15 protein-coding genes, 1 tRNA gene and 1 pseudogene are annotated in these 18,402 nt (G+C 62.1%); 10 read left to right on the forward strand and 7 right to left on the reverse strand.

All coding sequences use genetic code 11. The features are described 5' to 3' along the window. Positions 1-48: 48 nt before the first annotated feature. The 5 genes from AC3B5Q_RS08820 to AC3B5Q_RS08840 all read left to right on the forward strand — a co-directional run bounded on the left by AC3B5Q_RS08820 (position 49) and on the right by AC3B5Q_RS08840 (position 3,703). Entirely contained in the window at positions 49-438 is a 390-nt protein-coding gene (locus tag AC3B5Q_RS08820; RefSeq protein ID WP_103462287.1) for a helix-turn-helix domain-containing protein, read from the forward strand. A gap of 63 nt (positions 439-501) precedes the next feature. Beyond that, positions 502-1,140 carry a response regulator transcription factor GacA gene (gene gacA, locus AC3B5Q_RS08825; protein WP_003251380.1) on the forward strand — a complete coding sequence of 213 codons (639 nt, stop codon included), beginning with the start codon at positions 502-504 and terminating at the stop codon, positions 1,138-1,140. A 6-nt stretch (positions 1,141-1,146) separates the two neighbouring features. After that, positions 1,147-2,970, forward strand: coding sequence for an excinuclease ABC subunit UvrC (uvrC, locus tag AC3B5Q_RS08830; protein WP_064493178.1), 1,824 nt, complete (start codon positions 1,147-1,149; stop codon positions 2,968-2,970). Positions 2,971-3,003: 33 nt separating this feature from the next. Next, positions 3,004-3,564: a CDP-diacylglycerol--glycerol-3-phosphate 3-phosphatidyltransferase gene (gene pgsA, locus AC3B5Q_RS08835; RefSeq protein WP_021783204.1), complete on the forward strand. Its 561-nt coding sequence runs from the start codon at positions 3,004-3,006 to the stop codon at positions 3,562-3,564. A gap of 63 nt (positions 3,565-3,627) precedes the next feature. After that, a tRNA-Gly gene (locus tag AC3B5Q_RS08840) sits at positions 3,628-3,703 on the forward strand. A 72-nt stretch (positions 3,704-3,775) separates the two neighbouring features. Here the strand turns inward: AC3B5Q_RS08840 and AC3B5Q_RS08845 are convergent. Next, positions 3,776-4,054, reverse strand: a complete 279-nt coding sequence (locus tag AC3B5Q_RS08845; protein WP_488392986.1) for a hypothetical protein — start codon at positions 4,052-4,054, stop codon at positions 3,776-3,778. Here AC3B5Q_RS08845 and vasI point away from each other — a divergent pair. The 4 genes and pseudogenes from vasI to AC3B5Q_RS08865 form a co-directional block, all read left to right on the forward strand. Beyond that, positions 4,002-4,319 (forward strand): annotated as a pseudogene (vasI, locus tag AC3B5Q_RS08850) (type VI secretion system-associated protein VasI); the annotation flags it as partial. The gene AC3B5Q_RS08845 and the pseudogene vasI sit on opposite strands and share 53 nt — an antisense overlap. Further along, the gene (gene tssA, locus AC3B5Q_RS08855) at positions 4,307-5,773 is read left to right on the forward strand and encodes a type VI secretion system protein TssA (protein ID WP_103444686.1); all 1,467 of its coding nucleotides are present in this window, start codon (positions 4,307-4,309) and stop codon (positions 5,771-5,773) included. The pseudogene vasI and the gene tssA, both read left to right, overlap by 13 nt. Then, complete coding sequence (gene tssM / locus AC3B5Q_RS08860; RefSeq protein WP_274101848.1) at positions 5,770-9,396, forward strand: type VI secretion system membrane subunit TssM; 3,627 nt, start codon at positions 5,770-5,772, stop codon at positions 9,394-9,396. The genes tssA and tssM overlap by 4 nt, the downstream gene beginning before the upstream one ends. A gap of 10 nt (positions 9,397-9,406) precedes the next feature. Then, positions 9,407-9,529 carry a hypothetical protein gene (locus AC3B5Q_RS08865; RefSeq protein ID WP_258035630.1) on the forward strand — a complete coding sequence of 41 codons (123 nt, stop codon included), beginning with the start codon at positions 9,407-9,409 and terminating at the stop codon, positions 9,527-9,529. Here AC3B5Q_RS08865 and AC3B5Q_RS08870 read toward each other — a convergent pair whose 3' ends face one another. After that, positions 9,530-10,045: a DUF4880 domain-containing protein gene (locus AC3B5Q_RS08870; protein ID WP_101196177.1), complete on the reverse strand. Its 516-nt coding sequence runs from the start codon at positions 10,043-10,045 to the stop codon at positions 9,530-9,532. It lies immediately after the preceding gene. 447 nt (positions 10,046-10,492) lie between these two features. After that, positions 10,493-10,792, reverse strand: a complete 300-nt coding sequence (locus AC3B5Q_RS08875; RefSeq protein WP_003251328.1) for a DUF6124 family protein — start codon at positions 10,790-10,792, stop codon at positions 10,493-10,495. A 130-nt stretch (positions 10,793-10,922) separates the two neighbouring features. On the opposite strand from AC3B5Q_RS08875, the gene AC3B5Q_RS08880 reads away from it, so the two are divergent. Continuing rightward, positions 10,923-11,576, forward strand: coding sequence for a LexA family protein (locus AC3B5Q_RS08880; protein ID WP_003251326.1), 654 nt, complete (start codon positions 10,923-10,925; stop codon positions 11,574-11,576). A gap of 978 nt (positions 11,577-12,554) precedes the next feature. Here the strand turns inward: AC3B5Q_RS08880 and AC3B5Q_RS08885 are convergent. From AC3B5Q_RS08885 to AC3B5Q_RS08900, 4 genes are read right to left on the reverse strand one after another with little or no spacing between them, the layout of a single operon-like run. Further along, positions 12,555-14,507, reverse strand: coding sequence for an acetyl/propionyl/methylcrotonyl-CoA carboxylase subunit alpha (locus tag AC3B5Q_RS08885; protein WP_021782111.1), 1,953 nt, complete (start codon positions 14,505-14,507; stop codon positions 12,555-12,557). Continuing rightward, entirely contained in the window at positions 14,504-15,319 is an 816-nt protein-coding gene (locus AC3B5Q_RS08890; RefSeq protein ID WP_021782112.1) for a gamma-carboxygeranoyl-CoA hydratase, read from the reverse strand. Before AC3B5Q_RS08890 ends, AC3B5Q_RS08885 begins: the two co-directional genes overlap by 4 nt. A 3-nt stretch (positions 15,320-15,322) precedes the next feature. Further along, positions 15,323-16,930, reverse strand: coding sequence for a carboxyl transferase domain-containing protein (locus AC3B5Q_RS08895; RefSeq protein ID WP_021782113.1), 1,608 nt, complete (start codon positions 16,928-16,930; stop codon positions 15,323-15,325). A 19-nt stretch (positions 16,931-16,949) separates the two neighbouring features. Then, the gene (locus tag AC3B5Q_RS08900) at positions 16,950-18,113 is read right to left on the reverse strand and encodes an isovaleryl-CoA dehydrogenase (RefSeq protein WP_003251317.1); all 1,164 of its coding nucleotides are present in this window, start codon (positions 18,111-18,113) and stop codon (positions 16,950-16,952) included. Positions 18,114-18,402: the final 289 nt, after the last annotated feature.

The raw sequence follows: 18,402 nt of genomic DNA on the forward strand, positions 1-18,402 counted from the left end.
CAGGCGGGTAGACCGTGTTGAGGATATTAGGGAAAAGGAGAAGCCTCTATGAACGGAATCGGTCCGCGGCTGCGGGAAGAGCGTGAGCGGCTAGGTATGACCCAGCGTGTATTTGGCGATATCGGTGGGGTCGAGCCCAACGCTCAGGGCAAGTACGAAAGCGGTGAACGCACACCGCGGGTCGATTACCTGGCGGCATTGGCGGCCAGGGGGGTGGATGCGCAGTACGTACTCAGCGGCCTGCGCACCCCGACAGCGCTCGAAGGTTTGAGCGCGGATGAGTCCGGTTTGCTGGGGGCTTTTCGGGAATTACCGTTGGACGATCAGGCGGCGCTCTTGCACCTTTTGGGGCGGTTGGCCAACGACGCCAAGCCCCGGCAAATCGTGAGGCCTCTCACCGTCGAACGTCAGTTGTTTCTGAAGGATGCAATGCGTTAGGCCCACCGTGAAAAATTTTGTTAAGGTGGCGGGATCCAATCGCCCTGCTGACGAGGTGTGTGCTTGATTAGGGTCTTAGTGGTCGATGATCACGATCTGGTACGAACCGGTATTACACGGATGTTGGCCGACATCGACGGCCTGCAGGTGGTGGGTGAGGGAGACTCGGGCGAGTCGGCACTGAAACTGGCCCGGGAGCTGAAGCCGGACGTTGTGCTGATGGATGTAAAAATGCCCGGCATCGGCGGCTTGGAGGCCACCCGAAAACTGCTGCGCAGCCACCCTGACATCAAGGTAGTGGCGGTGACTGTGTGCGAGGAAGACCCGTTCCCCACACGCTTGTTGCAGGCCGGCGCTGCCGGTTACCTGACCAAGGGTGCGGGCCTTGACGAAATGGTCCAAGCCATTCGTCTGGCCTTTGCCGGCCAGCGCTATATCAGCCCGCAGATCGCCCAGCAGCTGGCGCTGAAACCGTTCCAGCCGCAGGGCTCTCCGTTCGACGCGTTGTCCGAACGGGAAATCCAGATTGCCCTGATGATCGTCGGCTGCCAGAAGGTGCAGATCATCTCCGACAAGTTGTGCCTCTCGCCCAAGACCGTCAATACTTACCGTTATCGGATCTTTGAAAAACTCTCGGTCACCAGTGACGTCGAATTGACCTTGCTGGCCGTTCGCCACGGTATGGTTGACGCAAGCCTGTAAAACCTCATGTCCCAAGTCTTTGATGCCAGCGCATTCCTGGCGACCTGCAGCGGTCGCCCGGGCGTTTACCGGATGTTCGACGGCGAAGCCCGGCTGCTTTACGTGGGCAAGGCCAAGAACCTGAAGAAGCGCCTGGCCAGCTATTTCCGCAAGACTGGCCTTGCGCCCAAGACCGCCGCGCTGGTTGCGCGCATCGCCCAGGTTGAAACCACCATCACCGCCAACGAAACCGAGGCGTTGCTGCTGGAGCAGAACCTGATCAAGGAATGGCGGCCGCCGTACAACATCCTGCTGCGCGACGATAAGTCCTACCCCTACGTGTTTCTGTCCGATGGCGAGTTTCCGCGCCTGGGCATTCACCGAGGGGCAAAGAAGGCCAAGGGCCGTTATTTTGGCCCGTACCCCAGCGCCGGGGCCATTCGCGAAAGCCTCAGCCTGCTGCAAAAGGCTTTTTCAGTGCGTCAGTGCGAAGATAGCTATTACGCCAACCGCACCCGACCCTGCCTGCAATACCAGATAAAACGTTGCAAAGGGCCCTGCACCGACCTGGTGACTGCCGAGGAATACGCAGAGGACGTGCGCCATTCGGTGATGTTTCTGGAAGGGCGTAGCCAGCAACTGGGCAATGAGTTGAACGCCGAGATGGAGAAGGCCGCCATGGCCCTCGATTTCGAAAAAGCCGCCGAGCTGCGCGACCAGATCGCCCTGTTGCGCCGCGTGCAGGACCAGCAGTACATCGAGGGCGGCAGCGGTGATGTCGACGTCATCGCCGCCTTCGTCAACCCGGGTGGCGCCTGTGTGCACCTGATCAGCGTGCGCGGCGGGCGAGTACTGGGCAGCAAGAACTTCTTCCCGCAGGTGGGCATCGAGGAGGAGGTGGCCGAGGTCATGGCCGCATTCCTGTCCCAGTACTACTTGGGCAACGCAGAGCGCGAGCTGCCCGGCGAGTTGATCGTCAATGTTGTGCACGAAGACTTCAATGCCATCACCGAAGCACTGCACACGCTGCGTGGCCGCGAACTGACCATTAGCCACCGGGTGCGTGGTACCCGCGCCCGCTGGCAACAACTGGCAGTGACCAATGCCGAGCAGGCGCTGAATGCCCGCCTGGCCAACCGCCAGCACATGGCTGCGCGCTTCGAGGCCCTGGCCGAAGTGCTGGGCCTGGATGAAGTGCCGCAACGCCTGGAATGCTACGACATCAGCCACTCCAGTGGTGAAGCTACCGTGGCCAGTTGCGTGGTGTTCGGCCCTGAAGGGCCGATCAAGTCCGACTACCGCCGCTTCAACATCGAAGGCGTCACCGCAGGTGACGATTACGCGGCCATGCATCAGGCCCTGACCCGTCGCTATGGGCGCATCAAGGACGGTGAGGGCAAGTTGCCCGACGTGCTGCTGGTGGACGGTGGCAAGGGTCAGCTGAACATGGCCCGCGATGTGATGCAGGAGCTGGGCTTCACCGACCTGACCCTGCTCGGTGTGGCCAAGGGCGTCACACGCAAGGCGGGTTTCGAAACCCTGTACCTGAACGATGTGCATCACGAATTCACCCTCAAGGGCGATTCATCGGCCTTGCACCTGATCCAGCAGATCCGCGACGAAGCCCACCGCTTCGCTATCACCGGCCACCGTGCCCGCCGTGGCAAGGCCCGTCGAGTCTCCAGCCTTGAAGATGTGGCTGGGGTAGGGCCCAAGCGCCGCCGCGATCTGCTGAAACATTTCGGCGGCTTGCAGGAGCTCAACCGCGCCAGTATCGATGAAATCGCCAAAGCCCCCGGCATCAGTAAAAAGCTTGCCGAATCAATTTATGCCAGCCTGCATAGCGAGTAGAATGCCGGGCTCAACTTGCGGCCAGTCGTACCGATGAATATTCCAAACCTGCTCACCGTTCTACGCGTCCTGCTCATTCCGTGCTTCATTCTGCTCTTCTATATGCCCTATGAGTGGAGCTACATGGCTGCCAGCAGCGTATTCGCGGTTGCCGCCGCCACCGATTGGCTGGACGGCTACCTGGCGCGTCGACTGCAGCAGAGCACGCCGTTCGGCGCCTTCCTCGACCCGGTGGCTGACAAGCTGATGGTGGCAGTGGCTCTGGTGCTGCTGGTGCAGACCCACGCCAACTTCTGGCTGACCCTGCCGGCGGCGGTCATCATCGGTCGCGAGATCGTGGTGTCTGCGCTGCGCGAGTGGATGGCTGAGCTAGGGGCGCGAGCACATGTGGCGGTGTCCAACCTCGGTAAGTGGAAGACTGCGGCGCAGATGCTGGCGCTGGTGATCCTGCTGGGCAACCCGCCAGCGGTAACGTTCTGGGTGATCCTGGGCTACGGGCTGCTGCTGGTGGCAGCGGGGCTGACGCTTTGGTCGATGGTGCACTACCTGTTGGCCGCCTGGCCGCACCTGCGCGAAGGTTCGGAAAAAAAATAAAAGTTTTTTGAATCAAGGGGTTGACGCTGTTTTAGAAATCGCTAGAATGGCACCCATCACGACGCGGGAATAGCTCAGTTGGTAGAGCACGACCTTGCCAAGGTCGGGGTCGCGAGTTCGAGTCTCGTTTCCCGCTCCAAATTCGATCCTCAGTGTGTCGCTGGGATCAAAAAGAAGAGGCCTTCAAGGCCTCTTTTTTTATGCCTGAATTTTATATCTCGGCTATTGCCCCGGTTTCGACCAAACGGTCGCTGGGGGCGTAGCGAAATTGCAGGGTTTTCTGGGCAGGGTCGACGTAGCGCGTCAGTTGACCAGCGACATCAATTTCATAGCGGTCAATGCGACCGCCTGGACGTTCGCTTTCGACCAGATAACCACGTGCGTCGTAGCGGAAGTGGGTGTGTTTACCCCGGGCATTGATGCTTTTGAGGTCGTAGCCGTACCTGATCATCAGCTGCGTGCAGAACATCTCGAGGTTGCAACTGGTCACCGCCCAACCCGTCGATGCCAGCCGAGTGCAGGTACGGTTGCTAGGGGAGCGGGGCGCTACTGTACCCACACCGTGGCAAGTGATGGAAAACGGCCAAGTGCTCGACGCCGGCAGAGGCTTGCCGGGTATCGAGCAGATCAGGCAATTGATCGGGGCCCATCGCATTCACGTAGAGAGCGACAACCCTGCCGTTGATGGACTCGTTTTTGACGCTCAGGGGTTGGACCCGCTTATCGACGAGGCTCGCAAGACATGTCGCTGGTAGCTGAGGTCGAGGCGCAAGAAGTCACACGGTTGCTCGCACCCATCGATACCCAGGTGCCGGCGGGACTGTTCGATGTGGAAGACGAAACCTACCAGGCCATTGACCAGGAGATGGTCAAGCTGGGTGGGCTGCAGGAAGCGTCTATCGACTGGAACTACATCGAGGAGGCCTCTGCTCAGTACCTGGAGCGACAGTGCAAGCATCTGCGGATCGTCGCGCACTTGAGCGTTGCGTGGCTGCGCAGTGGCTGTTGGGAGCGCTGGGGGTTCACCTTGGCGTTGCTGGGCGGAATGATCGACAACTATTGGGAAACCGCTCATCCAACGCCTGGCCCGAAAGGCTTCCTGACCAAGCGCAAGATCGTTGGCCTGTTGTTCAATCGCTTGATCGATGCGCTGCCGCGCCTTGATCGTTTCACGTACACCGCGGCTCACGCCGCAGCGGCGAAGCGTGCATTGGCCCGTTTGATGTGTCAGCAGCAAGCTGCCCAGCTTGACCCGGCTGTTCTGGGTGAGCTGGAGCGCCTGTTGCACAAACACACGGCGCTTGCCAATGGTATTGGCGAGCGCGATGCGCCCAAGGCGCCGGTGGAGAGCCCGCAACCTGCGCCGCAGGCTGATGTCATCGCCACGCCAAAACCCCGCATGTCGATCGGTAACGAGCGCGAGACGCGCCGAGCCATGTTGAGCATGGCCGAGCTGATCAACCAGCAGGACCCGTACGACCCTACCGGCTATCAACTGCGCCGCTTCGGCCTGTGGGCCCACATTCAGGCCGCACCGCAAACCCGGCAGGGCAGCCGTACAGAGTTGATGGCAGTACCACGGGATATTGCCAGTGACTACGAGGATGCCATCGCCGGCACCGTAATCGACGCGGCGTTGCTCCAGCGAGTTGAAAAAAGTGTGACGGCTTCTCCCTTCTGGATTCGCGGCAGCTTTCTTGCCGCGACCGCCGCGTCGCGGCTGGCGATGGGCGAAGTGGCTGAGGCCATCCGTGCGGCGACCGCTCGTTTCGTGCTGCGCATGCCAGCGCTGCAGCAGCTGTGCTTCAGCGACGGTCAGGTGTTTGTCGACGACCAATGCCTGGCCTGGCTCAAAAGGGCAGACGGGCAGTCCGAGCAAGCGGCAGCCTCCCAAGAGTTCGCCAGCCTTCGCGAAGAACTGGTCAGCCAGCTGGAAAGCGGCGGCGTAGAACCGGTGTTGCTAAGGCTGCAGGGGATGCAGGCAGATTTTCGAGCCCCTCGCGAGCGCTGTCATACCACCGTCATCGCAGCTGATCTGTTGGCCGCACGAGGCGTGTCCTGGTTAGCCCAGGACCTGTGCGCCGGGGTCGCGCGAACGATGCAGCAAACCACCGCCAGCGACTGGGAGCCCGAGGTATTCCAGCGGCTTCAACAATACGCGTCCTCCCACGTGCTGGCCGATCGGAACAAGGAGCAGGAGCCTCGATGAATCAACTCTGGAAGTACCTCAAACGTTGGGGCTGGCCGCTCATGACCCGTATCGGTCTGGCAATGCCGCTGCTACTTGGGCTTGGTGCTGTGCTGATGCTGGTTGCCATCTGGTGGCTCGGCCCGCAATGGACGTGGCGCGATCAGCAGCCGTTGGCCAGTGTGGTGCATCGTAGTGTGGCCAGCCTGGTGCTCTTGTTGATGGTGCTGTTGTGCTGGTTGGTCGTGTTGAGAACGCGCTTTCGCCGCTTGCAAGCAGAGCGTCAGCAGGCAATGGACGCCGAGGCGGACCCGGCGCTACCGTTCGTTCACGCACAAGAGAAGGGGTTGAGCCAAGCGCTCGCACGCTATCTGGACAATGCCGGTGGGCGTCGCGCGCTGTACCGATTGCCGTGGTACCTCGTGCTGGGCGCCAGGCAGGCCGGCAAGAGCAGCTTTATTGACTGCACCGATCAAAGTTTCTCGTTGACCCGCATCGACAAGGCCCAGGCACGAGGCCGGCCTGCGCAGGCGCTCGCCTACCCCGTGGGATGGTGGATCAGCAATGATGCGGTGATCATCGACCCGCCCGGTGCCTTTATCAGCCAGAACGGTCCCGTAGATTCGCTGAGCAGTGGCTCCAGTGACGCTGAGTCCTCGGTACCGCCTGGAACCCAAGCCAACTTGTGGCAGCATCTGCTGGATTGGCTGCAGCGCAATCGAAGCCAGAGAGCCCTCAACGGCCTGGTGCTGGTTGTCGACCTGCCTGCGCTACTGCACGGTACCGTCGAGCAACGCACGGCCCTTGCCCACCTGCTGCGCACACGTCTTTACGAGGTGAGCAGCCAGTTGGGCTCGCGCTTGCCGCTTTATGTCGTGTTGAGCAAATTCGATCTGCTGGACGGCTTCGACCAATTCTACAGCAAGCTTTCGGCCGCCAAGCGCAACAGCCTGTTTGGATTCACGTTCAAGCTGGATGCGGTCGATACCTTCGACGCTTGGCTAGGCGAGTATGGCGAACATTACGATCGGTTGCTGGAGCAGCTGTTCGAGCAGGTGATCGATCAGCTGGACGTGCCGGGTAGCCCTGCGTTGCGTTCACGTCTCTACTCACTGCATAGGCAGTTGCTCGGGTTGCGCCCAGTACTGTTGGGCTTTCTGCGCGAGACCTTGGCAAGTGACCGTTTCACCACCCCGGCGCTGGTGCGCGGTGTGTATTGGTCGTCAGTCGTCCAGCACGGTGACGTGCGCAACGCCTTTGTCCGTGAGGCGGCGCAGCCTTACAAGACCAGCCTCCCCTTGGTTGAGGGCAAGACGCAGGGCAAGGCGTTGGCCTACTTCATTCAACAGGCCTTTGGACGGGTCATCTACAAAGAGGCCGGCCTTGCCGGCGATAACGTCAGGGTGGCTCGGCGCAAGCGCCAACTGCTGTGGGTGGGTTCTTCTGTAGGCGTTCTGGCCTTCTGCGTCGCCATCGCCAGCTGGCATCGTTACTTCGACATCAATGGCGTCAAGGCCGCCAGCGTGCTGGCCAAGAGCCGGGAGTACAGCCATCACGAAGTGGATCAGCGTCTGGACCCGACCGGGCGCAACTTGCTGGAGCCGCTGGACCAGATCCGCGATGCGGTAGCAGTGTTTGGCGACTACCGCGCTGCGTGGCCGGGTGTTGCTGATCTGGGGCTGTACCAGGGCCGTACCATCGGGCCGACCGTGGATGAGGCGTACCTCAGCTTGTTGTCCAGGCGCTTCTTGCCTGCGTTGGCCAGCGGCGTGATCGAGGCCATGGATGCGGCGCCCCCCGGCAGCGAGCAGCAAATGACCGCGCTCCGGGTTTACCGGATGCTTGAGGATCGCCGGAACCGTCGAGCGGAATGGGTCGAGGACTGGATGGCGCAACAATGGCAACAGGCCTTCCCCGGCCAGGGGCAGCTGCAACGAGACCTCATGCGGCACCTGAAGTATGCGCTGGCCTACGCGGATACCGACCTGCCGCAGTATCGCCAGCGTGTCAGCCACGTGCAGCAGACATTGCGTAAGGTGCCGTTGCCACAACGCGTGTATGCGGGCCTGAAGCAGCAGGCCCAGGAACAGTTGCATACCGGTCTGGACCTGCGTCATCAGGTGGGGCCTGCGTTCGATGTCGTTTACCAGCTGTCTTCCGGCTCGAGCCAGGGCGACAATGGTGTTTTGCTGGCGCCAATGCTCACCGCCAAAGGCTTCAAGGAGTACTTTGAACCGCGTAGTCAGCGCTTTACGGAAATGGCCATGATCGACCAGTGGGTACTGGGGGAACGTGCTCAACTGGATTACTCCGATGCCGACCAGGCTGCGCTGAACGAGCGCCTGCGCAACCTGTACAGCGCCGACTACATCGACAGCTGGCGCCGCGCCTTGAACGCATTCTCCGTGGCGGATTTTCGAGACCTGGATCATGGCGTCACGATCCTTGAACAGTTGGCTGGGCCAGCGGCGCCGTTGCACCGATTGCTGGAGACGGTTCGCGACAACAGTTCGCTGTTATCACCGGTTAATGTTGGCGTGGCGGATGAGGCCCCTTCGCCAGTTTCGGTCAACAGCAAGCCTGAGCAACAACAGGCGCTGGTCATCCAGCGGGCGTTTGCAGGCTTGAGCGCCATGTTGCACGCTGCAGGCGAAAAACCGAGCTACTACGATGAAACCCACGCAGCCATAGTCGCCGTCCACGACTATGCCAAGGCGGTACAGGGTAGCCCAGACCGAGGCAAGGCTGCGCTGCACGCAGTGCATCAACGCTTTTCAATGACCGGGCACGACCCCATCGGCACCTTGCAACGCGTTGCCACTGGCTTGCCGGAGCCAATCAATCATCACGTTAGAAAGGTGGCAGATCAAACGGCGCAGGTGCTGAACGTTGAAGCGTTGCGCGAGTTGGAGCGGCGATGGGATGCTGAAGTCTACAGCTTCTTCCAGCAGCGCCTGGCAGAGCGCTACCCTTTCGTAGTCAGGGCACCCGACGCTTCGCTGGAAGACTTTGAGGCGTTCTTCGGGCCGAAGGGGCGACTGCAGCAGTTCCAGGATCAATATCTGAAGCTTTTCCTCAAGGACAATCTGGAAGCCTTGCAGGATGGTTTGCAGGGGCGATCCCTGATCCGTACCGATGTGATCGAGCAGCTGGAACGGGCCGATCGCATCCGCGAAACGTTCTTTGATCAGCGCGGTAACCTCAGCGTGCAGTTCAGTATCGAGCCGTTGGGGCTTAGTGCAAATCAACGCACCAGCCTGCTGGATCTGGATGGCCAGCTGATTTCCTACACCCACGGCCCAAGCCAGATCACCGGTATTGTCTGGCCCAATACCTTGGGGCAACACGTGCGCAGCAACCTGACCCTGCTCAGGCAGAACGGCAATAGCAGCAGCCTGGAGTATCGAGGGCCTTGGTCGATGTTTCGCCTGCTGAGCCGCGGTGCGCTCAATGGGCGTACGGCAACCAGCGTGGACCTGAGCTTCAAAACAGGTGATGGTGTGATGCGCTACAGGCTGAACGCGGAAAAGGCCTTCAACCCAATTACTCAACAACCGTTCAAAGGTTTTCGGTTGCCCCGAGGGTTGTTGCAACAGCCAGTCAGGGTGGCGTTGGCCGAACAGGCGGATGTGCCTGTCATGTAGGCAGGAGGCGGTGCAAAACGAAGAGCGAGCCCAGGCACGGCATGTCTGTACCCAGGCTATCGAGCAACTGAAGTCGGGCATGCGCACGGTGCATGCTCAGGGGCAGGGACGTACAGGCATGCTGAAGCGCTGATCACGCCCAGAACCCAACCAGCACCAACGCCGCCACGCCCAGCCCGACCGCAACCGAGCAGCCGCCCAGCGACAGCGCCGCCCGGCCTTGCCGATACCAGCCGTCATGGCCCAATTGCCGTGCCGGCGCCAGCAGGCTGCGCCACCGCAGTTCCGTATCGTGAAACGCCTGCAAGTTCGCCGTATCGGCATCCAGCCAGCGGCGGAAGTCGATACGCTCGCACGCCGTCACTTGCGGACTCTGCAAGCGCACATACCATTGCCCGGCCACGCTCGTCAGCACATCCCGGCGCGAGCGGCCAGCCTGCAGCGCCTGGCCCATGTTGCGCTCGATACTCGCCAGTGGCAGGTCAAGGCGCACAGCGATGCTGGCGAAGTCCAGCCGATCGAGGCGGTTGAGCAGGAATACTTGCTGTACGCGCCGTGGTAGCCGCTTCAGTGCATGCAGCAGGGCGTCGTCGGCATCATGCTCGGCAGCAGGAGTGGGGTGTTCAAGGGGCAGCAGCAGACGGGTCATGGACAGCTCCTTGCTCTATAAAGGGGAGGAGGGGGCATCTTCCGTGATGCGTGATCAGCGTAGATTAAACGAGATTGATTCTCAAGTGCTGATTCCGCAAAGTTTTGTAACGAGCGTTCACGCCCTGAAACACCTTTGTTATCATGCGCGCCATCATGATCTTCATTAGCCTGAAGAGCCAAAAAAAAGACCCGGCAAAAAGCCGGGTCAAAAACCGTGATTAGCCTGATGAGGAGATAATCTGAGAGCGACCTAAGCTTTCAGGTTATCCAGCGGATCTCGCGATCAGCTGAGTGCAATAATAATCGTTATCATTTGCCAGTCAAATGAATTTTCGCTAATCCGGTAAAAAAGTTTTACCGGCGCGCTTCCTTGTCCCGGCAATCGGGGCCTTTGCCGTTACCTGGCTATCACGTTTTCTCCCTTCTCTCTTGTCTGTAAACCCGGTCACTCGGTGCGTTTGTGCTCCAGCAGTGCGCGAGCCATGTCCATCATGTGCATCAACGCGAAGGTCAGTTCGCGCTGGCTGCCGTGCTGGTGTGTAGCGGTTTCCTGGGCGGTGGCCGCAGCGCAGCGCAGCAGGGCGATGGCGTGTTCCTGGGCCTGGTCGCCGGTTACGCCCTCGTGCAGGGTCCAGATCCTGTTGTCCAGGGTAGGCCGCGGCGGGTTGGGGTTGAGGTAGTAGTCGAGCGCGCGGCGTGCGGCTTCGCTGTCGAGATCTGTTTCGTCGTTTTTCGATGGTTTCATGGCAATACCTGCTGATTTCCCTTCAAGCACACTGGAATCACAGAATAGGTCAAGCTGTACTATGTAGTTCCAAATAAATAATTCAGATTGTGTATTGCAGCGGTTAATACAGTCCGTATTGTTGCCGCTCATGGAAAACTGGAACGCATTTCTCAAGCGCTACAAGCGCGAACATAACCTCAGTCAGCTCCAACTGGCCGAGCGCCTGGGCATGACGCAGGGGGGCGTGGGGCATTGGCTGCGTGGCACGCGTCGGCCGACGCTGGAAACCATCAATGAAAAGCTGGAGAAGCTTGGGCTGGTGTTTCTGGAAGCCCAGGTCATGGTGGTCGAGCGCGACATCGTGCGTGAGGCGCAAGGGCTCTATACGGCCGAGCAGCCGGTTTCAGCCGAGGCGCTGCTCTATGCCAGCTTCCGCTTCCCGGTGCTGAGTTGGGCTGACCTGCAGGGGCCATTGCCTGAAACGAGCACGTCCCATGAGCAGACGGACTATATGCCCGCTGGCAATGCGTTCTGGCTGGTGGTTGAAAACGACTCGATGAATGCGGCCAGTGGTAAGAGCGTGCCCGAGGGCATGCGCGTGCTGGTGGATACCGGGCTGGAGGCACAGCCCGGCAGGTTGGTCATTGCACGGCAGCCGGGGCGCCCGGCGGTATTGCGGCAGTTGGTCGAAGAGGGTGGAGACAAGATGCTCAGGCCACTGAATACGCGCTATCCGACGGTTTTGTGTGAAGAAGGCTGCGCGTTTCTGGGAGTGGTGGTGCGGGTACATGGGGCCTTTTGAAAGGGTTTGAGTTGTTGGTGGGGCTGGTGGGGGCAAGTCTTGGTTTTTAGGGCACCCGCGCGATCGAGCGCCGCCCGCGCGGCGCATCGCGAGCTGCGCTCGCTCCTACGTTTGTTTTTGGCCAGTAACGCCTGTTGCAGGCGCGCGCGACCGCTTTGTTTGTACGACGCGATATCGAGCCATGCGCCAAGGCGTACGCGCGCAGATCCCACAGGAATGACTGGCCCGAAACAAACGTAGGAGCGAGCGCAGCTCGCGATGCGCCGCGCGGGCGGCGCTCGGTCTCCCAGGCGACGCACCTCTACCGCCATACCCTCAAGGCCACACCGCCTGGCATGACGTTGCGCAATGGCCGGGTGTGTTTGCCGTGGGTTTTAGGGGGTGGCAGAAATCGAGCGCCGCCCGCGCGGCGCATCGCGAGCTGCGCTCGCTCCTACGTTTGTTTTTGGCCAGTAACGCCTGTTGCAGGCGCGCGCGACCGCTTTGTTTGTACGACGCGATATCGAGCCATGCGCCAAGGCGTACGCGCGCAGATCCCACAGGAATGACTGGCCCGAAACAAACGTAGGAGCGAGCGCAGCTCGCGATGCGCCGCGCGGGCGGCGCTCGGTCTCCCAGGCGACGCACCTCTACCGCCATACCCTCAAGGCCACACCGCCTGGCATGACGTTGCGCAATGGCCGGGTGTGTTTGCCGTGGGTTTTAGGGGGTGGCAGAAATCGAGCGCCGCCCGCGCGGCGCATCGCGAGCTGCGCTCGCTCCTACGTTTGTTTCGGGCCAGTAACGCCTGTGGCAGACGCGCGCGACCGTTTTGTTTGTACGACGCGATATCAAGCCATGCGCCAAGGCGTACGCGCGCAAATCCCACAGGAATGACTGGCCCGAAACAAACGTAGGAGCGAGCGCAGCTCGCGATGCGCCGCGCGGGCGGCGCTCGATCTCGAAGGCACCCCAGAACTCAAGCCAAGCGCCCCCGCCTCACTCACCCAGCTCGACCAGCACAGTCCCTTCGCTGACCATGTCCCCCTCCAGGCAGAACAGCGCCTTCACCGTGCCGGCATGCGGCGCACGAATGCTGTGCTCCATCTTCATGGCCTCCAGTACCACCAGCGCAGTACCGGCTTCCACCACCTGCCCAGGTTCGACCAGCACCCGCACGATACTGCCGTTCATGGGCGCACCCAGCCCACCCTGATGGCTGTGGCTGGCTTCGGCCTCGGCAATCGGGTCGAAGGCTTCGATGGCATGCATTTCGCCATCCCAGTGCAGGTACAGCGTGCCACCCCGACGGGTTGCCAGATGCTGGCGACGCACGCCGTTCTGGTCATGCACCAACTGCTCACCTTGCAGCTGCCAGGTAGAAGCAGCGCTACGTTCCAAGGCCACTGCCTGATCTTGTCCGGCGCTTACCAGATGCAAGCTACTGCGTGCCGGCAGGCCCAAGCGCAGGCCGTTACGCCCGCTCCAAGGCGAATGGCAATCGTCATCGCGCTGATGCCCCGCCTGGCCCTGCAGCCAGGCTTCGGCTGCCGCCTCCCAAAAGCCAGCAGGCAGCGCACGTGGCGCCGGTAGCAGCACATCCTGGTGGCGGGGAATGAAGCCGGTGTCCAGCTCTGCCGCCGCGAACGCAGGGTGCGCGAGAATGCGGCGCAGGAAGGCGATGTTGGTCTTCAGCCCGCCAATGGCAAACTCGTCGAGCATGGCCAGCAAGCGCAGGCGTGCCTGTTCGCGGTTTTCACCCCAGGCAATCAGCTTGCCCAGCATCGGGTCGTAGAACGGCGACACCACATCGCCTTCGCTGACCCCGCTGTCCACCCGGCGGCCTTCGCCAGGCGCCGATTCACGGTACAGCGCCAATTTACCGGTCGCGGGTAAAAAATCGTTGGCCGGGTCTTCGGCATACAGGCGCACTTCGATGGCATGGCCGATCAGCGGCACCTGTTCCTGTGTGATCGGCAGGGCTTCGCCGCAGGCCACGCGAATTTGCCAGGCAACAAGGTCCAGGCCGGTGATGGCCTCGGTGACCGGGTGTTCCACCTGCAGGCGGGTGTTCATCTCCATGAAGAAGAACTCGCCACGTGCATCAAGCAGAAACTCCACGGTGCCAGCACCCACGTAACCGATAGCCTGGGCGGCACGCACCGCCGCTTCGCCCATGGCCTGGCGCAGTTCGGGCGACAGGCCGGGCGCAGGGGCCTCTTCCACCACCTTCTGATGGCGGCGCTGAATGGAACAGTCGCGTTCGTTAAGGTACAGGCAGTTGCCGTGCTGGTCGGCAAACACCTGGATTTCGACATGACGTGGCTTGAGCACGTACTTTTCCACCAGCATGCGCGCATCGCCGAACGACGACTGTGCCTCACGCTGGGCCGACGCCAGGGCGTCGGCCAGTTGGCTTTCTTCCTCGACCACTTTCATGCCCTTGCCACCGCCGCCAGCGCTGGCCTTGAGCAGCACCGGGTAGCCGATGCGTTCGGCCGCGGCGCGGAAGGTGTCCAGGTCTTGGGCCTCGCCATGGTAGCCCGGTACCAACGGCACGCCGGCGGCCTCCATCAGCGCCTTGGCTGCCGATTTGCTGCCCATGGCGTCGATGGCGCTGGCCGGTGGGCCGAGGAATATCAGCCCGGCCTGCTCGATGGCGCGGGCGAAACCTGCGTTCTCGGACAGAAAGCCATAGCCGGGGTGGATAGCCTGGGCGCCGCTGGCCTTGGCTGCGGCCAGCAGCTTGTCGACCAGCAGGTAGCTTTCGGCAGCCTTGGTGCCGCCCAGGTCGACGCGGATGTCGGCTTCGCGGCTGTGACGGGCGTCACGGTCGGTGGCGCTGTGCACGGCGACAGTGGTCAGGCCCATGGCCTTGGCGGTGCGCATCACCCGGCAAGCGATTTCGCCGCGGTTGGCGACCAGCAGGGTGGTCAAAGCGGGGCGGCTCATGGGCGCGGCTCCTTCTTGTCAACGGTTTGCCAGGCAGGGCGGCGTTTTTCCAGGAAAGCGCGCAGGCCCTCCTGGCCTTCGGCGCTGACGCGGATGCGGGCGATGGTGTTTTCGCAGTAACGGCGCAGGGCCGGGCTGAGTTCGCCGTCGTCCACTTCGCGCAGCAAGTCCTTGGTGGCGCGCAATGCTTGTGGGCTGTTCTGCAGCAGGTTGCCTACCCAGGCTTCGACGTGGTCGTCCAGTTCGCTGGCCGGGTATACCTCGGCCAGCAGGCCCAGTTCGCGGGCCCGTACGCCGCTGAAGCGCTCGGCGGTGAGGGCGTAGCGGCGCGCGGCGCGTTCGCCAATGGCCTTGACCACGAACGGGCTGATGACCGCCGGGGCCAGACCGATGCGTACTTCCGACAGGCACAGCTGGGCGTCTTCGGCGCCGATAGCCATGTCGCAGCAGCTGATCAGGCCCAGCGCGCCACCGAAGGCGGCGCCTTGCACCACGGCCAGGGTCGGGGCCTTGAGGCGGTGCAGGGCGTACATCAGCTCGCCCAGCTCGTGGGCATCATCCAGGTTGGTGTTGAAGTCCAGTTGTGCCGACTGCTGCATCCAGGCCAGGTCGGCACCGGCGCTGAAGTGCCGGCCACGGCCGCGCAGCAGCACAAAGCGCAGGCTGGTGTCTTCGGCCAACTGGTCGATGGCCACGATCAGCTCGCGGATCATCTGCGCGTTGAAGGCGTTGTTCTTGTCCTCGCGGCTTAGCCACAGGGTGGCAAAGCCGCGCGGGTCGCGGATCACTTCAAGGGTGCTGAAATCGCTCATGGGTCACATCCGGAAAATGCCGAAGCGGCTCTGTTCGATCGGCGCGTTCAGCGCGGCAGACAACGCCAGGCCGAGGACGTCGCGGGTCTGTGCCGGGTCGATGACGCCGTCGTCCCACAGGCGGGCGCTGGAATAATAGGGGTGGCCCTGACGCTCGTACTGGTCGAGGATCGGCTGCTTGAGCCTGGCTTCGTCTTCGGCACTGAATGGCTGGCCGCTGCGTTCGCTTTGCTCACGCTTGACCTGGGCCAGCACGCCGGCGGCCTGTTCGGCGCCCATTACGCCAATCCGCGCGTTAGGCCACATCCACAGGAAGCGCGGGTCGTAGGCGCGGCCGCACATGCCGTAGTTGCCGGCACCAAAGCTGCCGCCGATGATCACCGTGAACTTCGGCACCTGGGCGCAGGCCACAGCGGTGACCAGCTTGGCGCCGTGCTTGGCGATGCCGCCTTCTTCGTACTTCTTGCCCACCATGAACCCGGTGATGTTCTGCAGGAACAGCAGCGGGATGCCGCGCTGGCAGGCCAGTTCGATGAAGTGCGCACCTTTTTGCGCGGCTTCGGCAAAGAGGATGCCGTTGTTGGCCAGGATGGCCACCGGGTAGCCGTGCAGATGGGCGAAGCCGCACACCAGGGTGGTGCCGAACAGCGCCTTGAATTCATCGAACACCGAGCCATCGACCAGGCGGGCGATCACCTCGCGCACGTCGAACGGTTGTTTGGCATCGGCCGGCACCACGCCGTACAGCTCATCGGCCGCATACAGCGGTGCCACCGGTGCCAGGCGTTGTAGCTTGCCCAGCTTGTGCCAGTTGAGGTTGGCCACGCTGCGTCGCGCGATGGCCAGGGCGTGTTCGTCGTTGTCGGCATAATGGTCGGCGACGCCACTGGTGCGGCAGTGCACATCGGCGCCCCCCAAGTCTTCGGCACTGACCACTTCACCGGTGGCGGCTTTTACCAGCGGCGGTCCCGCGAGGAAGATGGTCGCCTGCTGCCGCACCATGATCGCTTCGTCGGCCATGGCCGGCACGTAAGCGCCGCCAGCGGTGCACGAGCCCATCACCACGGCGATCTGCGGGATGCCTTGTGCGCTCATGTTGGCCTGGTTGAAGAAGATGCGCCCGAAGTGCTCACGGTCGGGGAACACTTCGTCCTGGCGTGGCAGGTTGGCGCCGCCGGAGTCCACCAGGTAGATGCATGGCAGACGGTTCTGCAGGGCGATGGTTTGTGCACGCAGGTGTTTCTTTACGGTCAGCGGGTAGTACGAGCCGCCTTTTACCGTGGCGTCGTTGGCCACGATCATGCATTCGACGCCCTCGATACGGCCGATGCCGGCAATCACGCCCGCAGCCGGCACGTCCTCGCCGTATACCTCATGGGCGGCCAACTGGCCGATCTCGAGGAACGGCGAGCCCGGGTCCAGCAGGCGGTCGATACGCTCGCGCGGCAGCAGCTTGCCACGTGAGGTATGACGTTCCTGAGCCTTGGGCCCGCCGCCCTGGGCAACCTGGGCGAGCAGGCCGCGCAGGGCCTGGACCTGCTCGAGCATGGCCGCGCTGTTGATGGCGAATTCTGCCGAACGCGGGTTGATCTGGGTGTGCAAGGTAGCCATGTGCGCCCGTCCCTTATGTTCAGCGGGTTTCGTTGAACAGTTCGCGGCCAATCAGCATCCGGCGGATTTCGCTGGTGCCGGCACCGATTTCGTACAGCTTGGCGTCGCGCAACAGGCGGCCAGCCGGGAATTCGTTGATATAGCCGTTGCCGCCAAGAATCTGGATCGCCTCCAGGGCCATTTGCGTGGCACGCTCGGCGGTGTACAGGATCACGCCGGCAGCGTCCTTGCGGGTGGTCTCGCCACGGTCGCAGGCCTGGGCCACGGCATACAGGTAGGCGCGGCTGGCGTTCAGCTGGGTGTACATGTCGGCAATCTTGCCCTGGATCAGCTGGAACTCGCCGATGCTCTGGCCGAATTGCTTGCGGTCGTGGATATACGGCACCACCAGGTCCATGCAGCTTTGCATGATGCCGGTCGGGCCGCCGGACAGCACCACACGTTCGTAGTCCAGGCCGCTCATCAGGACGCGCACGCCGCCGTTAAGCTGGCCCAGAATGTTCTCTGCCGGCACTTCCACGCCATCGAAGAACAGCTCGCAGGTGTTGGACCCGCGCATTCCCAGCTTGTCGAACTTGTTGCTGCGGCTGAAGCCCTTCCAGTCACGCTCGACGATGAACGCGGTGATGCCGTGCGCACCCTTGTCCAGGTCGGTCTTGGCGTAAATCACGTAGGTGTTGGCGTCGGGACCGTTGGTGATCCAGGTCTTGCTGCCGTTGAGCACGTAGTGATCGCCGCGTTTTTCTGCGCGCAGTTTCATCGACACCACGTCGGAGCCGGCATTGGGCTCGCTCATGGCCAAGGCGCCGATGTGCTCGCCGCTGATCAGCTTGGGCAGGTACTTGAGCTTCTGCTCATGGGTGCCGTTGCGGTTGATCTGGTTGACGCACAGGTTGGAATGGGCGCCGTAGGACAGCGCCACCGAGGCGGAGCCACGGCTGATTTCTTCCATCGACACCACATGGGCCAGGTAGCCCAGGCCAGCGCCGCCGTACTCTTCCGGTACGGTGATGCCCAGCAGGCCCATGTCACCGAACTTGCGCCACATGTCGGCGGGGAACAGGTTGTCGTGGTCGATCTGCGCGGCGCGCGGGGCCAGTTCGGCGGCGACGAAGGTGCGCACCTGGTCGCGGAGCATGTCGATGGTTTCGCCCAGGGCGAAGTTCAGGGAGGGGTAATGCATGCTGGGGCACCTTCTTGTTCTTGGAAATTGGGTAACACCGTAGCTCAAAGCCTAATCGCTGACCCCTGTAGGAGCGGGCTTGCCCGCGAATGCGTCAGCAGGACCACCGTCATTGCCTGGGTGATCGCATTCGCGGGCAAGCCCGCTCCTGCAAGGGTCGGCGTCATGCCGGAGGTTCCGGTATCGTTCATCACCTTTACGTTAACGTAAACCTGCGGGGAGGCACTGTCAATCCACTCGTCACCTTTACGTAAACGTAAATCTGCGCCAGAGTATTCCCGCTTGCTTC

This window comes from Pseudomonas sp. D5(2026), from assembly GCF_057766845.1.

Coding starts and splice junctions, on each gene's coding strand:
- AC3B5Q_RS08820 (WP_103462287.1), top strand. CDS start 49: ATGAACGGAATCGGTCCGCGGCTGCGGGAAGAGCGTGAGCGGCTAGGT.
- uvrC (WP_064493178.1), top strand. CDS start 1,147: ATGTCCCAAGTCTTTGATGCCAGCGCATTCCTGGCGACCTGCAGCGGT.
- pgsA (WP_021783204.1), top strand. CDS start 3,004: ATGAATATTCCAAACCTGCTCACCGTTCTACGCGTCCTGCTCATTCCG.
- tssA (WP_103444686.1), top strand. CDS start 4,307: ATGTCGCTGGTAGCTGAGGTCGAGGCGCAAGAAGTCACACGGTTGCTC.
- tssM (WP_274101848.1), top strand. CDS start 5,770: ATGAATCAACTCTGGAAGTACCTCAAACGTTGGGGCTGGCCGCTCATG.
- AC3B5Q_RS08870 (WP_101196177.1), bottom strand. CDS start 10,045: ATGACCCGTCTGCTGCTGCCCCTTGAACACCCCACTCCTGCTGCCGAG.
- AC3B5Q_RS08875 (WP_003251328.1), bottom strand. CDS start 10,792: ATGAAACCATCGAAAAACGACGAAACAGATCTCGACAGCGAAGCCGCA.
- AC3B5Q_RS08880 (WP_003251326.1), top strand. CDS start 10,923: ATGGAAAACTGGAACGCATTTCTCAAGCGCTACAAGCGCGAACATAAC.
- AC3B5Q_RS08885 (WP_021782111.1), bottom strand. CDS start 14,507: ATGAGCCGCCCCGCTTTGACCACCCTGCTGGTCGCCAACCGCGGCGAA.
- AC3B5Q_RS08890 (WP_021782112.1), bottom strand. CDS start 15,319: ATGAGCGATTTCAGCACCCTTGAAGTGATCCGCGACCCGCGCGGCTTT.
- AC3B5Q_RS08895 (WP_021782113.1), bottom strand. CDS start 16,930: ATGGCTACCTTGCACACCCAGATCAACCCGCGTTCGGCAGAATTCGCC.
- AC3B5Q_RS08900 (WP_003251317.1), bottom strand. CDS start 18,113: ATGCATTACCCCTCCCTGAACTTCGCCCTGGGCGAAACCATCGACATG.